This is a genomic window from Thalassobaculum litoreum DSM 18839, assembly GCF_900102465.1.
Lineage (GTDB): Bacteria > Pseudomonadota > Alphaproteobacteria > Thalassobaculales > Thalassobaculaceae > Thalassobaculum > Thalassobaculum litoreum.
Genome location: NZ_FNBW01000012.1, coordinates 99014 through 113370, shown reverse-complemented (window position 1 = coordinate 113370; position 14357 = coordinate 99014). Strand labels below are relative to the sequence as shown.

At 68.1% G+C, this 14357-nt stretch carries 13 protein-coding genes and 1 tRNA gene; 10 read left to right on the top strand and 4 right to left on the bottom strand.

The genetic code is table 11. From position 1 onward, the window contains the following. Nucleotides 1-102 precede the first annotated feature (102 nt). From BLS34_RS18560 to BLS34_RS18545, 4 genes are all read left to right on the top strand, one after another. Nucleotides 103-178, top strand: a tRNA-Ala gene (locus tag BLS34_RS18560). A 276-nt stretch (nt 179-454) separates the two neighbouring features. Next, the gene (locus BLS34_RS18555) at nt 455-1450 is read left to right on the top strand and encodes a Bug family tripartite tricarboxylate transporter substrate binding protein (protein WP_215906157.1); all 996 of its coding nucleotides are present in this window, start codon (nt 455-457) and stop codon (nt 1448-1450) included. A gap of 168 nt (nt 1451-1618) precedes the next feature. Next, nucleotides 1619-2110, top strand: a complete 492-nt coding sequence (locus BLS34_RS18550; RefSeq protein ID WP_175474298.1) for a tripartite tricarboxylate transporter TctB family protein — start codon at nt 1619-1621, stop codon at nt 2108-2110. Between the two features lies 1 nt (nt 2111). Next, a complete protein-coding gene (locus tag BLS34_RS18545; RefSeq protein ID WP_245702036.1) occupies nt 2112-3617 on the top strand; it encodes a tripartite tricarboxylate transporter permease in 1506 nt (501 codons plus the stop codon). Between the two features lie 121 nt (nt 3618-3738). On the opposite strand, the gene BLS34_RS18540 is transcribed toward BLS34_RS18545, so the two are convergent. Beyond that, nucleotides 3739-4044, bottom strand: a complete 306-nt coding sequence (locus tag BLS34_RS18540; RefSeq protein ID WP_093152702.1) for a DUF2218 domain-containing protein — start codon at nt 4042-4044, stop codon at nt 3739-3741. Between the two features lie 180 nt (nt 4045-4224). Here BLS34_RS18540 and BLS34_RS18535 point away from each other — a divergent pair, with 180 nt between their 5' ends. From BLS34_RS18535 to BLS34_RS18510, 6 genes are all read left to right on the top strand, one after another. Next, nucleotides 4225-4740 carry a sigma-70 family RNA polymerase sigma factor gene (locus tag BLS34_RS18535; protein WP_051245049.1) on the top strand — a complete coding sequence of 172 codons (516 nt, stop codon included), beginning with the start codon at nt 4225-4227 and terminating at the stop codon, nt 4738-4740. Between the two features lie 101 nt (nt 4741-4841). Continuing rightward, complete coding sequence (locus tag BLS34_RS18530; protein ID WP_175474297.1) at nt 4842-5792, top strand: FecR family protein; 951 nt, start codon at nt 4842-4844, stop codon at nt 5790-5792. A gap of 157 nt (nt 5793-5949) precedes the next feature. Beyond that, a complete protein-coding gene (locus BLS34_RS18525) occupies nt 5950-8205 on the top strand; it encodes a TonB-dependent receptor (RefSeq protein ID WP_175474296.1) in 2256 nt (751 codons plus the stop codon). Further along, nucleotides 8206-9336 carry an ABC transporter substrate-binding protein gene (locus BLS34_RS18520; RefSeq protein ID WP_245702035.1) on the top strand — a complete coding sequence of 377 codons (1131 nt, stop codon included), beginning with the start codon at nt 8206-8208 and terminating at the stop codon, nt 9334-9336. A gap of 4 nt (nt 9337-9340) precedes the next feature. Then, complete coding sequence (locus tag BLS34_RS18515) at nt 9341-10378, top strand: FecCD family ABC transporter permease (protein ID WP_093152695.1); 1038 nt, start codon at nt 9341-9343, stop codon at nt 10376-10378. Next, complete coding sequence (locus tag BLS34_RS18510; protein WP_093152692.1) at nt 10375-11160, top strand: ABC transporter ATP-binding protein; 786 nt, start codon at nt 10375-10377, stop codon at nt 11158-11160. The genes BLS34_RS18515 and BLS34_RS18510 overlap by 4 nt, the downstream gene beginning before the upstream one ends. A gap of 6 nt (nt 11161-11166) precedes the next feature. Here the strand turns inward: BLS34_RS18510 and BLS34_RS18505 are convergent, their stop codons facing one another. The 3 genes from BLS34_RS18505 to BLS34_RS18495 all read right to left on the bottom strand — a co-directional run bounded on the left by BLS34_RS18505 (nt 11167) and on the right by BLS34_RS18495 (nt 14349). After that, the gene (locus tag BLS34_RS18505; RefSeq protein ID WP_028795743.1) at nt 11167-11982 is read right to left on the bottom strand and encodes a carbohydrate ABC transporter permease; all 816 of its coding nucleotides are present in this window, start codon (nt 11980-11982) and stop codon (nt 11167-11169) included. Beyond that, on the bottom strand, nt 11979-12869 hold the full coding sequence (locus BLS34_RS18500) for a carbohydrate ABC transporter permease (protein WP_093152690.1): 891 nt from the start codon (nt 12867-12869) through the stop codon (nt 11979-11981). The genes BLS34_RS18505 and BLS34_RS18500 overlap by 4 nt, the downstream gene beginning before the upstream one ends. 193 nt (nt 12870-13062) lie before the next feature. Beyond that, nucleotides 13063-14349 (bottom strand): ABC transporter substrate-binding protein, encoded by a 1287-nt coding sequence (locus tag BLS34_RS18495; protein ID WP_245565654.1) that lies wholly within the window; start codon nt 14347-14349, stop codon nt 13063-13065. Nucleotides 14350-14357 lie beyond the last annotated feature (8 nt).

Genomic DNA, 14357 nt, shown 5'->3' with positions numbered 1-14357 from the left:
CGCCCGGGGCAGGGTGCAATCTCGTCCTTGAACTGTGCGAGGGAAGTTTATATGTTCCGCGCACTCTGCACCGGGGGGCTTGGCCCTCCGTCCCAGATCGGTGGGGCCGTAGCTCAGCTGGGAGAGCGTCGCGTTCGCAATGCGAAGGTCGGGAGTTCGATCCTCCTCGGCTCCACCAAAATCTCCTTAGATTCCAGCGCCCCTCTTCGAACGGCATCGATCGCGCGCCGCGGCGCCATACGCCCCGATCCCGTGTGGCGGAGAGGCGGACGGTACCGGGGGCCTTCGTCCCAAAACGGTATGGTTTCTCGGGATTTGGCCTTTCATGTCCATTGACCGCGGCGTCACGCTCTTTCTACATAGGCGCGTCGGCCTGCAAGCGAACGCAGGCACGCCGGTGCCCCGTGCGGCATCGGAAGAAAAATGCGCGGCGTGGCCGCCGAGGGAGAGAAACATGATGAAGAGTCTGCTTGGGGCGGGCGCCGCCCTGCTTATGTTCAGCGCCGCCGCGTCGGCCCAGAATTTTCCGGAGCGCGAGCTGCTGGGCGTGGTCATGTGGGGCGCCGGCGGGGCGACCGACACCGTCGCGCGGGCCGTCAATCCGGCGGCGGAAGAGGCGCTCGGCAAGCCGATCGTGGTGCTGAACAAGTCCGGCGGCGCCGGCGCGATCTCCACCGCCTATGTCAACGCGGCCCCGGCCGACGGCTATACCTTCCTGTACGGGGCCGAGAATCCGCAGCTCCATCCGGTGATGGACGTCTCGCCGCTGGACTACTCGCACTTCTATCCGATCAACCTCCTGGGCCGCGGCGTTGCGGTCATCGTGGTGCCGGCCGAGTCCAAGTACCGGACGATGCAGGACCTGCTGGCCGACATCAAAGCCAATCCGGGCGCGGTGAAGATGGGCTCGACCGGGCCGGGCGGCCTGCCGAGCACGGTCGGCGCGATCGTCAAGAACGCCACCGATTTCGACGTGACCGCGATCCCGTTCGACGGCGAGGGTCCGGGCCTGACCGCCATGCTGGGCGGCGAGGTCGACTTCATGCCGTCGGGTATCTCGGCCGCCGCCGAGCAGGTGAAGGCCGGCAAGATGCGCGCCCTGGCGGTGGTCGACACCGGCCCGGTCGACACCCTGCCGAATGTCCCGCCGATCACGGACGCCCTGCCGGACATGGCCAAGTTCCTGCCCTGGGGGCCGTTCTATGGCGTCTTCGTCAAGAAGGACACGCCGGACGACGTGAAGGCCAAGCTGGAAGCCGCCTTCCACACCGCGGCGCAGAGCGAGAACTTCAAGACCCTGATGGCCAACAAGGGCAACGTGATCATGGACATCTCCGGCGAGGAGGCGATCGCCTTCCTGACGAAGTGGCAGCAGGTCACCGCCTGGGTGCTGCAGGACACCGGTGCGGCCAAGGTCAGCCCCGAGACGCTCGGCATTCCGCGTCCGTAACATCCGCCTAGAGGGCGATCGATTCAGATCAAATCGATCACCCTCTAACCTATTAAAGATAGAACAAATTCACACGATCAGATGTTCCCATCTGTTCGTGATTTGCTCCAGCGCCGGCCTGCGGGATGCGCGGGCCGGCGGCCCTTCGCCGCGACGGGGGACACGCCCATGCAGTCCACGCCTGCCCGCAGGCCCGGCGAGCTCGTGTTCGCCGTGGCCGTCCTGCTCTTCAGCCTGGCGGCCTTCTGGCAGGCCTACGAGATCTCCGGATTCGACGGGCTGACCGAACCTGGCGTGTTCCCGATGCTGGCGACGGGGACGATGATCGTGGCCGCGCTGTTCATCCTGTCCGACACCGCGCGCCGGCGTCCCGATGCGGACACGCAGGCCGTCACGCGGCGGTTCTTTGTCGACATCCTGCCGATCCGCCACATGGTGCTGATCGGCCTCGTGCTGGCCTACCTGCTGCTGCTGCCGATGCTCGGTTTCATCGTCAGCTCCGCCCTCTTCTTGCTGGCGGCGTTCCAGTACCTGTGGCGGCGCCACGTGCTGGTCACTGTGCTGCTGTCGGCGGGGGCGCTGGCCGCCGTCTACGTCATTTTCCGGATCGTGTTCCAGGTCGTGCTGCCCGAGGGCAGCCTGATGCGGGGGCTGGTGTGAGATGATGGACGCGCTGGCCAATTTCTCCACCGTCTGGCTCGATCCCTGGCTGCTGTTCCTGACCGCCTCCGGCACGCTGGCGGGAATCTATGTCGGCGCCATCCCGGGTCTCTCGGTCACCATGGCGACCTCGATCCTGATCTCCTTCACCTTCAAATGGCCGGTGGACGAGGCGCTTGCCCTGATCGCCGGGATCTTCATCGGCGGCGTCTATGGCGGGTCGCGCACCGCCATTCTGCTGAACATCCCCGGCGCCCCGAGCGCGATCGCCACCGCCCTGGATGGCTATCCGCTGGCCAAGCGCGGCGAGGCGGGGGAAGCGATCGGCCTTACCACGGTCATGTCGGTGTTCGGCGGTTTCGTCGGCATCCTGGCGCTGGCGATCTTCGCGCCGGTGATCTCCGACTTCGCGCTGATGTTCCAGTCCCGCGACTACCTGCTGCTCGGCATGATCGGCATCCTGCTGGTCGGCACCCTGTCCGGCGAGAGCTTCGCCAAGGGTGCCTTCGCCGGCGCGCTCGGCGTGCTGATCGGCATGGTCGGGCTCGACCCGATGACGGCGGAGGGACGTTTCACCTTCGGCACGATCACCCTGATGGGCGGCATTCCCTATGTCGCCGCCATGATCGGGTTCTTCGGCGTGGCCGAGGCGCTGGTCCAGCTCCATACGCTGGGCATGCCGGCGATCCGGCAGAAGATCGACCGGGTCATCCCGCGCCTGTCCGACGTGCGGCGGTATTTCGGGCTGGCGATGCGCGCGTCCGGGATCGGCACGATCATCGGCGCCCTGCCCGGGACCGGCGGCGACATCGCCGCCCTGCTCGCCTACGACCATGCCAAGCGCTCGACCAAGAACCCCGAACGGCCGTTCGGCGAGGGGGCGAAGGAAGGGCTGGTGGCGCCGGAGGCGGCGAACAACGCGGCGGTCGGCGGCGCCTTCATCCCGATGCTCACGCTCGGCATCCCGGGCGACGCGGTGACGGCGGTGATCATCGGCGCCCTGTTCATCCACGGGCTGAAGCCCGGGCCGCTGCTGCTGGTCGAAACCCCGCACCTGTTCTGGTTCACCGTCGGCAGCCTGACCCTGGCGAACATCTTCCTGCTGATCTTCGGACTGACCGGCATCCGGGTGTTCACCAAGATCGTCGAATGCCCCAAGGCGGTACTGATCCCGCTGATCATCGTGCTGTCGGCGGTCGGCACCTACGCGATCCAGAACAACCCGGTCGACATCTACTGGATGCTGCTGTTCGGCGTGGTCGGCTATTTCATGAAGACCTACGGCTTCCAGGTCGGGCCGGTGATCCTCGGCGTGATCCTGGGGCCGATGATGGACGCGAACTACCGCCGGGCGATGATCGGCGCGCGCCAGGATGTCGGCGTCTTCCTGTGGGACTTCGTGTCCCATCCGATCTCGCTCGTTCTCACCGTCGGGTTCCTGACCATGCTGCTGTCGCAGACGCCGCTGTGGCCGATGCTCCGCGCGCGGCTCAGACCGCGCGGATAGAGCACGATCGGGTCAGATCGAATCGATCTGACCCGTGAATCGTCCTCTAACGCATTAAGAATAGTGCAAATTCACACGATCAGATGTTTCCATCTGATCGTGATTTGCTCTAGCGGGGAGATCAGCGGGACGCCGTGCCCCCGGTGCCCCCGGCCCAGGAAACGCTGAGTTCCTCCTTCCAGGCGAACCTCTGAAGGTGGCTGGCGATCACGTCCTGGACCACGGCGAGAGCCTCGGGCGACTCGCTTTCGCAGGCGAGCGTGAGTGCGCCTTCCGACGCGGCCATCCGGCAGGTGCCCGGCTCGAACCGGACGACGCCATCGGTCTCGGTCCATTCGGCCGGCACCTTGTGGCCGAAATGCTTGCAGAGCTGCACCAGAAAGCGGCTCGCCTTGTCCGTTCGAACCAGCGCGGTCGATGTTTCCACGGTCCATACCTTTTCTGAATCCCGGTCGGGGGCGCGGGGGCGCGCACCGTTTCGTCGATCCTTGTAATGCCTATTGCGAATAACTCGCAATAGCTCTTAGGTTAGGCCCGGCCTCGGCGGCACGCGCCGAGTGCGGCGAGGGACCCGAGGGTCGCCGGAGAGACTGCAGGAACGCTCTGGGTGATCAGGACCACAGGCTTTGCGGCGCTGTACGCCGATCATCGCGGCGAACTGGTCGGCTATGCCGGGCGGATCCTGGGCGATGTCGGGCGGGCGGAGGAGGTCGTGCAGGAGGCCTTCATCCGCTTCGCCGCCTCCGCCGACACCACGGTGATCGACGAGCCGCTGGCCTATCTCTACCGCACCGTCCGCAACCTCTGTCTCGACACCAAGCGCGGGGCCGAGCGGGACCGCCGGCGCGACCTGCTGCTGGCCGACGCGCTGGGCGATCTGGACGGATTGCGCGATGCCGGACCGACGCCGGAAGCCGCCGCCCTCTCCCGCCAGGAGCTGCGCCGCCTGCAGGAGGCGATGGCCGAGCTGCCCGAGCGGATGCGCCGGGCGCTGGAGCTGCACCGTTTCAACGAGCTGACGGTTAAGCAGGTCGCCCGGGACCTCGGCGTCTCCGTCGGCACGGCCCACGGGCTGATCGCGCAGGCGCTGGAGCATTGCCGGGCAAGGCTGGACCGGCGATGACCGAGCGGAGATTGAACGCCGGCGGCCGCCGAACGTCTAAGGAGCATGACGCCAAGGTCGGGCCTCCTGCCCGACCGGCCGGCGCAACGGTCGAGGAACGCGTGACGGCTGACGGACACGAGGCATGGATGGCGGCCGACTGGCTGGTGGCGCTGACGGACGATCCGGACGATCCCGTTCTGCGCGCCCGCTTCGCCGACTGGCTCGCCGCCGATCCGGACAACCCCGGTCAGTGGAAGGCGGTCGTGCGGGCGTATCGCGCCCTCGACGCCGGTGCCAGCGTGGAGACGGGTCGGCCGGCAGAGGTGACGCCCCTGCCGTCCCGACGGGGCAGACGCGGCTGGGTCGCCGCCTGCGTCGGGGCCGCCATGGCGGCCTGCCTGGCATTGGTGGCTCTGCCGTCCCTGCTGCAGTCGCTCCAGGCCGATTTCACCTCCGGCACAGCAGAGATCCGCCGCATCGAGTTGGCCGATGGCAGCGTGGTACGGCTGGCCCCGCAGACCGCCATCGCCGTCGATTTCGGGTCGGAGGGACGGCGGGTGGAGTTGCTGGACGGCATCGCCGTCTTCGACGTCGCGCCGGATCCGGCGCGTCCCTTCTCGGTTTCGGCGGCCCAGGCCACCGCCACGGCGATCGGCACCGCCTTCGAGGTGCGCCGCATCGCATCGGGCGACGCAGTCGCCGTCCGCGAGGGTGTTGTGGACGTGGCCACCGCCGCGGCGGCCGAGCCCGCCCGGCTGCAGGCGGGCGACGCGGTCCGCGTCTCGGCCGCCGGGTCGGTCCAGCGCGGCACGGTGATCCCCGGTCAGATCGGACTGTGGGCCGACAGGCTGGTGACGGCGCGCGAGCGGCCCGTTGCCGACCTGGTGGCGGAGATCCGCCGCTACTTCGACGGCATCATCATCCTGCGCGGCGACGGGCTGGCCGGACAGCCAGTGAGCGGCATCTTCGACGTGTCCGACCCGGCGGCGGCACTCGCGCTGCTCGCCGCCTCCCAGGGCGCGGCGCTCTATCGGATCTCGCCCTGGATCCTGGTGCTCGACGGCGACTGACGGCAGCGACGAAAAAAATTTGAACGCCCGGTTCTCCCGTTCGTCTTCAGTGCAGTCATGCGACTAAGTCGCAATTGCATTTGATTTCGTTTCCGCGCGAGGCGGAGGGACGGGGGGAAAGATGACGAGGTTTGTACCGGCAACGCGGAGGCACTGGGTGCGGGGCGGAGCCCTGGTCCTGGCGGCGTGTACGGCGATGGCGGATACGCCGGCGCTGGCGGACAGCCAGAACCGGATCCAGACGGTGGCCCAGGCCGGCGCGGAGCGTCGCTTCGACATTCCGGCGCAGAGCCTGTCCGACGCCCTTACCTTGTTCGGCCAGCAGGCCGGCATGCAGGTTTCCGCCCATGGCGATCTGGTACGCGGCAAGACCTCCAATGCGCTGGCGGGCTCCATGCCCCCGCGCGAAGCGCTGAGCGCCCTGCTGGCGGGCACGGGCCTGGCCTACGAGCTCGGCGACGGCGGGGCGGTGATCCTCGACCCGGCCGCCGGCAGTTCCTCGGCGGTGACCCTCGACCCGATCCTGGTGGCGGGCAGCGGCGGTGCGGGCTCGTCGGCCCGTCCCACCGGCGTCTCGATCGGCACGGAGACCCTGGAGCGGCTCGACCCGCAGGACCTGCAGGACGTCTTCCGGAGCACGCCGAGCGTTCAGGTCGGCAGCTCCCTGCCGGTCTCCCAGAAGGTCTATGTGAACGGCGTTGAGGAGACCAATCTGGCCGTGACGATCGACGGGTCGCGGCAGAAGAACAAGCTGTTCCACCACAACACCACGACGCTGATCGACCCCGACCTGCTGAAGGCGGTGCGGGTCAATCCGGGCGTCGCACCCGCCGATGCCGGACCGGGCGCGCTCGGCGGCTCCATCGCCTACGAGACCAAGGACGTCGCCGACCTGCTGCAGCCGGGCGACAATTTCGGCGGCACGGCCAGCACCGAATACAACACCAACGGCGGCACCCTCTCCAACGACCTGACCCTGTTCGGCCGCAACTCCGGCTTCGAGGCGCTCGGTTATTTCAAGCTGGCGCGCGGCGACGAATTCGAGGACGGCGACGGCACCCAGGTGACCGGGTCGGAGACCGACTTCGTCAGCGGCCTCGGCAAGCTCGCCTATCAGCACGGCAGCGGCTACAGGGCCGAACTCTCCTACGAGAACGTGGAGGATGACGGCGACCGGCCGTACCGCGCCAACTTCATCTCCACCGACAGCGGCCGTCCGACGGCGGCGACCCGCAACTATCGGATCAAGCGCGAGAACCTGGTCGCCTCGTTCGAGAACGCCACGCCGGAAGGCCTGTTCAACCCCTATGCACGGATCGCCTTCAGCACCACCCATCTGGATACGCTGGAGACCGGCAACGACAATTTCGGCACCTACGAGAGCCTGAACGGCACCCTGGCCAACACGTCCGAATTCGCGCTCGGCACGGTGGATGTCGGTGCCGACTTCTATTCCGACACCAGCGAGGGCAATTTTCCCGACTACGGGTCGGACTGGATGAACCTGACGGAGGAGTCGCGGAATGTCGGCGTCTTCGCCCAGGCCCGGCTGGAACCGACCGACCGGTTCCGCCTGTCCTTCGGCGGGCGCGGCGATCACCACCGCTTCGAGGGTCTGGACGGGTCGGAGTCCGAGAACAGCGGCCTGTCGGGCAACATCTCCGGCGAGTACGACCTGCTGCCCTTCCTGACGGCGAGCGCCGGCGCCTCCCACGTCTTCGGCGGCGTGGAGCTGGCCGAGCCGTTCATCGTCAATCCCGACTGGGCCTATCCAGGCGGCGGGCTGGAGCCGTCGACCGCCAACAACGTCTTCGCCGGCCTGGAATTCCGGGGCGACGGCATCGACCCCAGCCTGGCGGGCTTCACCGTCTACGGGAAGGTGTTCAACACCACCATCGACGACATCCGCGACGAGGAATACCGCGGCGGCCCGGACGTCTACAGCGACCTGGAAGCCGTCGGCTTCGAGATCGGCGCCGGCTACGAGTGGATGGACGGGTTCGTGCGGGTCAGCTACGCCGACATCGACACCGAGATCAACGGCAACTCCGGCAGCTCCGAATACCAGTATATCGGCACCACGATCGGCCAGGTCCTGTCGGCCGAGGCGGCCTACACCCTGCCGTCCACCGGCGTGACCATCGGCGCCGACGCCCAGGTGTTCTTCGAGGAGGACAGCACCGACATCTACTCCTCCTCCCCGGGCTCGCCCTATCCGGCCTACGAGGTGGCGAACGCCTTCGTCTCCTACACGCCGGAGAGCCACCAGTTCATCACGGTACGGGCGACGGTGAAGAACATCTTCGACGAGACCTATGCCGACCGCGCCTCCTACGGCCAGGAATACCCGGGCGTCGAGGTGCTCAACGAGCCGGGCCGGTCCTTCCTGCTGAGCGCCAAGGTGCGGTTCTAGGTGGTCGCAGCCCTCAAATCCTTGCGGCCGCTGGCGGCGGCCCTCTGTGTGCTGGCCGCGCCGGCGATGGCGGAGACCGTCGAGGTCACCGACATCGTCGGCCGGACGGTCAGCATCGAGCGGCCGGTCGAGCGGTTCGTGATCAGCGAGGGGCGGTACATTCCGCTCCTCGCTCTTTTGCGTCCTGAGGCGCCGGTCGCAGGCGTGGTCGGAATGATGACCACCCTGGGCTGGACCCAGCCGGGGCTGGAGGCGCAGCTCTATGCGCGTTTCCCCGAAGCCCGCGACATCCCGCTGTTCGGACACAGGAGCGCCGACAGCGTCTCGGTCGAGCGGATCATCGACCTTAAACCCGAAGTGGCGATCTTCGGCATCGGCGATCACGGGCCGGGGGCGGAGAACGCCGAGCTGATCGCCCAGTTGGAAGCCGCCGGCATCGCCGTGCTGTTCATCGATTTCCGTATGGACCCGCTCAACAACACGACCCCCTCCGTCGCGCTGATCGGCCGGGTGCTGGGGGCCGAGGACCGGGCGGCGGCCTATTCCGATTTCTACCGCGAGCGGCGCCGGGCGGTGCTCGACCGCGTCGCGGCCGCCACGACACGCCCGACCGTCTTCATGCAGGTGCATCCCGGACGCCGCGAGTGCTGCTGGGGCATGGCCGACGGCATGCTCGGTCCCTTCGTCGCCCAGGCGGGCGGCATCAACATCGCCGACGCCGCCGCCCCGGGACCGACGACACAGCACACCGCCGAGTTCCTGATCGTCGAGGACCCGGATGTCTGGATCGGCACGGCCTCGGGAACGGCCGACGAAAACGCACGCGGCGACCCGCCGGTGGCCCTGGGACCGGGCATGTCGCCGGACGCCGCCCGCGACAGCCTGCGCCGCTACCTGGCGGCCCCGGAATTCGCCCCTCTGACCGCCGTGCGGACCGGCCGGGCGCATGTGTTCTGGCACAATTTCTACAACTCGCCCTTCAACGTCGTGGTGCTCGAGGCGCTGGCCGGCTGGCTGCATCCCGACCTGTTCGCCGATACCGATCCGCAACAGACGCTGGAACGGATCTTCAAAGACTTCCTGCCCTTCGAGCTGGACGGCACCTATTTCGCCACGGCGAGCCGGGACTGAGCGCATGGCCTCGACGCTGGACGCCTATGCCGGGCTGACCCGCCGGCGCTACATCGCGCTGGCCCTGCTGTCGGCCGGACTGCTGGTCAGCCTGCTGCTCGACCTCTCGGCCGGCCCGGCCGGGCTCGGCATCGCCGACATCCTGGGCGGCCTCGTCGACCCGGAGAGCCTGGACATCCGCCACCGGGTGATCCTGTGGCAGGTGCGGCTGCCGGACGCGCTGATCGCCGTCGTCGTCGGCGCCGCGCTGGGGCTCGCCGGGGTGGAGACCCAGACGATCCTGGACAACCCGCTGGCCAGCCCGTTCACCCTGGGGGTCTCCTCCGCCGCGGTGCTGGGCGCCAGCGTCGCCATCGTGCTGAGCCCGGCCATGCCGCTGATCCCGCAGACCGCGACCCTGCCGGCCCTCGCCCTGGTCTTCGCCCTGGGCGCCGGCGCGGTGATCCTGGCCGTCGTGCGCTTCGGCGGGGCGGCGCGCGAGACCGTGGTGCTGTTCGGCATCGCCCTGGTGTTCCTGTGCAACGCGCTGACCTCGGCCCTGCACTATGTCGCCGATGCCGACGCCCTGCAGCAGATCGTGTTCTGGACCATCGGCAACCTGACCCGGGCCGGCTGGTGGGAGGTGGCCATCGTCACCGCCTGCCTGCTCGTGATCGCGCCGTTCAGCCTGCGCCATGTGTGGTGGATGACCATGCTGCGGGGTGGAGAGGCCTATGCCCGCAGCGCCGGGCTCGACGTGGCGCGGCTGCGGGTCCGGGTGGTGCTCCGGACCTCCGTGCTGGCCGCTTTCGCGGTGTGCTTCGTCGGCTCGATCGGCTTCGTCGGTCTGGTCGGCCCGCATATCGCCCGGCTGCTGCTCGGCGAGGACCACCGGGCCCTGGTGCCCGGGGCGGCGATCTGCGGCGCGCTGATGCTGTCGGCCGCCTCCTTCCTGTCCAAGTCGGTGCTGCCGGGGGCGATCGTGCCGGTCGGCATCCTGACCGCGGTGATCGGCGTGCCGGTGTTCCTGACCCTGCTGGCGGTACAGGGGAGGATGCGATGACCCGGCTGAGCCTGGAGGGGGTGTCGGTCGCCTATGGCCGCCACCGGGTGATCCACGACGTGACGATCCCGACGGTGGAGGACGGCCAGCTTCTCGGCCTGCTCGGTCCCAATGCCAGCGGCAAGTCGACCCTGCTGCGCGCGCTGTCGCGCGAGCATCCCGCGACCGGCCGCATCACGGTCGACGGCCGGGCGATCCAGGACTACGGCCACGCCGACTGGTACCGCGCCGTCGCCGCCATGCCCCAGGCGCCGCCCTCGCTCAGCGCGCTGCGGCCGGTGGAGCTGGTGTGGAGCACGGCGCGCACCCTCGATCTCGGCCTGTCCGACCGGGCGCTCGGCGCGCGGATCGACGGGCTGTTCGCCTCGCTCGGACTGGAGGCCCTGGCCATGGCGCCGCTGGCGACCCTGTCGGGCGGCAAGCGCCAGCTCGTCGGCTTCGCCCTGGCGATGGTCCGCGACCCCGACGTGCTGCTGCTGGACGAGCCGACCTCGGCGCTGGACCTTTACTGGCGGCTGTCGTTGATGGACATCGTGCGCGACCGGCTGGCGACCCGCGGCGGGGTCGGTGTGGTCGCCGTCCACGACCTCGACATCGCCGCCCGCTACTGCGACCGTCTGGCGTTGATCCACCGGGGCCGCCTGGTCGCGGCGGGAACCGCCGGCGAGGTCCTGACCCGGGAGAACCTGGCCGCCGTGTATTCGGTCGACAGCGAGATCACCACCGATGCCGCGGGACGCCCGGACGTCCGCGTGCTCCGGGTCGCGCATCCGCCTGAGTGATGGGTGTCAGCGGATGCCGGCGCGCATGAAGCTCTGCACGAACTGGCGCTGGAACAGCATGAAGGCGATCAGCAGCGGGCCCGAGGTCATCAGCGTCGCGGCGTTGATGATCGACCAGTCGATGCCCTGATCGACCGAGGCGAAGACCGACAGGCCGACCGTCACCGGTCTGGTTTCCACCGAGTTGGTGACGATCAGCGGCCACAGGAAGTTGTTCCAGTGGTGGCTGACCGAGACCAGGCCGTAGGCGAGATAGGTCGGCTTCGCCAGCGGGATATAGACCCTCCACAGCACCGTCAGCGGGCCGGCGCCTTCGACCCGCGCCGCCTCGTCCAGTTCCTTCGGCACGGTCTTGAAGGTCTGGCGCAGCAGGAAGATGCCGAAACCCGACGCGATATAGGGCAGGCCGATCGCGGCGATGGTGTCGATCAGCCCGAGCATCCGCATGGTCGCGTAGTTCTCCACGATCAGGATGTCGGGCATCACCAGGAGCTGCAGCAGCACCAGCGCGAACAGCACCCCGCTGCCGGGGAAGGTGAAGCGGGCGAAGGCGTAGGCGGCCAGGGTGCAGAGCACGAACTGGCCGATCAGGATGAAGGTGACCAGCAGGAAGCTGTTCAGGAAGTAGCGGGCGAAGGGTGCGGCGTTCCAGGCGTTGACGAAGTTCTCCCCCGTCAGCGGCGCGAGCGGCGCGAACCGTGTGGCGAACTCGCCCGGATGCACCGCCGTCCACACGGCGAAGATCAGCGGCAGGAACCAGAGCAGAGCCAGCGCCCAGGCGCCGGTGGTGTTCAGCCAGCGGTCGAGGGCGGTCCGGCTCATCGGTAGTGCACCCGCTTGTCGAGAAGGAAGAACTGGCCGAGCGCCAGGGCCGACAGCAGCACCAGCAGCACCACCGTCAGCGTGGAGGCATAGGCCGTGTCCCAGTACTTGAAGGCGGTCTCGTAGATGTAGAACAGCAGCAGCGAGCTGGCGTTGTCCGGCCCGCCCTCGGTCATGACGAAGACGTGGTCGACCATGCGGAAGGAGTTGATCACCGCGTTGACCGAAACGAACAGCGTGGTCGGCATCAGCAGCGGGAAGGTGACCCGACGGAAGAACGTCCACCGGCTCGCCCCCTCGATGGCGGCGGCCTCGCGCAGCTGAGGCGGGATCGACTGCAGGGCGGCGAGGTAGAAGATCATGAAGAAGCCGGCCTCCTTCCAGATCGCCACCACCATGACCGAGCCCAGAGCCAGATCCGGGTTGCCGAGCCAGTTGACCTCCGGCAGGCCGAAAGCGCCGCGGATCTGGTCGATCAGACCGAAGCCCGGCGTGTAGAAGAACATCCAGATATTGGCGACGGCGATAAGCGGCAGCACGGTCGGAGCGAAATAGGCCAGCCGCACGAAGCCCCGGCCGGACAGCCTGCCGTCGACCCACAACGCCATGAGCAGCGCCAGTCCCACGGAGACGGGGATGGTCACCGCCGCGTACCACAGGCTGTTCGACAGCACCTGCCAGAACGTGTCGTCGGCCAGCAGGGTCTCGTAGTTGCGCAGCCCGACGAATTTCGCCTCGCGCCGGCCGCGAGGGGTGGAGAAGAAGCTGTCCCAGATCGTGGTGACCGCCGGCAGATGGGTGAAGGCGAACAACAGCACCAGCGCCGGCGTCAGCAGCAGCCAGCCATGGACCCACTCGCGCCGCAGGGTGAGGGAGGGGCGGGTCATGGGTGTGTTTCTCCACAACCCTTGCCGTCATCCTGACGCAAGTCAGGATCCGCGCTCCGGCGACGGCGGGTGTCCGTGCGTTGATCCTGACCTGCGTCAGGATGACGGGGGGAGAGGAGAAGGGTCATCGCGTCGTGTCCTCAAAGCCGAAACGGCCCCCGGGACAAGTCCGGGGGCCGTCCGGCAGGTCGGCTTAGCGGTAGTCCGCCAGGATGCGGTCGGCCTCGGCCTGGGCCTCCTCGAGGGCGGCGGCCGGGGCCTTCTGGCCGGTGATCGCCGCCTCCAGCGCGTCGTTCAGGATCGTGGTGATGCGCTGGTTCTGGTAGGTCGACAGCTCGGCCACCGCATATTCGAGCTGGTCGCGGGCGACGAGCGCCGGCGGGAAGTCGGCGACATACTGCTTCATCGCCGGGGTCTCCCAGGCGTCCGGACGCGGCGCGACATACCCGGTCGCGATCGTCCACTTGGCGGCCTGCTCCGGCGCGGTGATCCACTTGATGAACTCGAAGGACGCCGCCTTCTGCTCGTCGGTAGAGTCCTTGAAGATGTAGAAGTTGCCGCCGCCGGTCGGCGCACCCCGGCGCTTGTTGGCCGGCAGCATGCCGACGCCGAAGTCGAACGGCGCGTTGTCTCGGACGTTGGTCAGGTTGCCGGTGGTGGTCCACATCATCGCGGTCTGACCCTCGAAGAAGGCCTTCGGCGTGCTGCCCCACTCGATGATGCCCGGCTGCATGACCTCATGCTTGGCCGACAGGTCGACCAGGTACTGCAGGGCTTCCACGACCTTCGGATCGTCGAAGTTGGTCTTGTTGCCGGCATCGTTGGCCAGGATCACGTCGTTCTGGGTGGTCAGGCCCTGGAACAGCCAGTACGGGAAGCCGGAGCTCGGGATCCGCATGCCCCACTGGGTGACGTTGCCGTTGGCGTCGCGCTTGGTCAGCTTCTTGCCGAACGCGATCTGCTCTTCCCAGGTCGCCGGCGGCGTCTCGGGGTCGAGGCCGGCTTCCTTGAACGCCTCCTTGTTCCAGTACAGCACCGGGGTGGAGCGCTGGAACGGGATGCCGTAGGTCTTGCCGCCGGTCATGGAGTTGTCCATGAACGCCGGATAGAACGAGGTCAGCCAGGCCTTGTCGGCGTCGCTCTTCGCCAGCCCGTCGAACGGGATGATCGCGTCCTCCTCGATCAGGGTGAACATGTCGACCGACAGGATCACCGAGAGCTGCGGCGGGGTGCCGCCGCGAACGGCGGTCAGGGTCTTGGTGATGGTGTCCTGGTAGCTGCCGGCATAGACCGCGTCGATCTTCACGTCAGGATTGGCCGCGGCGTACTCGTCGGTCAGGGCCTGGATGGTGTCGGCCGCCTTGCCGCCGACGGCCACGGGGAAGAAGAACTGCAGGTCGACCGCCAGCGCGGTGGTCGCCGTCGACGCCAGGAGCGCGGCCGCCCCCAGGGTCGTCGTCATCGTCTTCATCAGGGTCATGTCTGTCC

Coding starts and splice junctions, on each gene's coding strand:
- BLS34_RS18545 (WP_245702036.1), top strand. CDS start 2,112: ATGATGGACGCGCTGGCCAATTTCTCCACCGTCTGGCTCGATCCCTGG.
- BLS34_RS18510 (WP_093152692.1), top strand. CDS start 10,375: ATGACCCGGCTGAGCCTGGAGGGGGTGTCGGTCGCCTATGGCCGCCAC.
- BLS34_RS18555 (WP_215906157.1), top strand. CDS start 455: ATGATGAAGAGTCTGCTTGGGGCGGGCGCCGCCCTGCTTATGTTCAGC.
- BLS34_RS18505 (WP_028795743.1), bottom strand. CDS start 11,982: ATGAGCCGGACCGCCCTCGACCGCTGGCTGAACACCACCGGCGCCTGG.
- BLS34_RS18515 (WP_093152695.1), top strand. CDS start 9,341: ATGGCCTCGACGCTGGACGCCTATGCCGGGCTGACCCGCCGGCGCTAC.
- BLS34_RS18550 (WP_175474298.1), top strand. CDS start 1,619: ATGCAGTCCACGCCTGCCCGCAGGCCCGGCGAGCTCGTGTTCGCCGTG.
- BLS34_RS18500 (WP_093152690.1), bottom strand. CDS start 12,869: ATGACCCGCCCCTCCCTCACCCTGCGGCGCGAGTGGGTCCATGGCTGG.
- BLS34_RS18495 (WP_245565654.1), bottom strand. CDS start 14,349: ATGACCCTGATGAAGACGATGACGACGACCCTGGGGGCGGCCGCGCTC.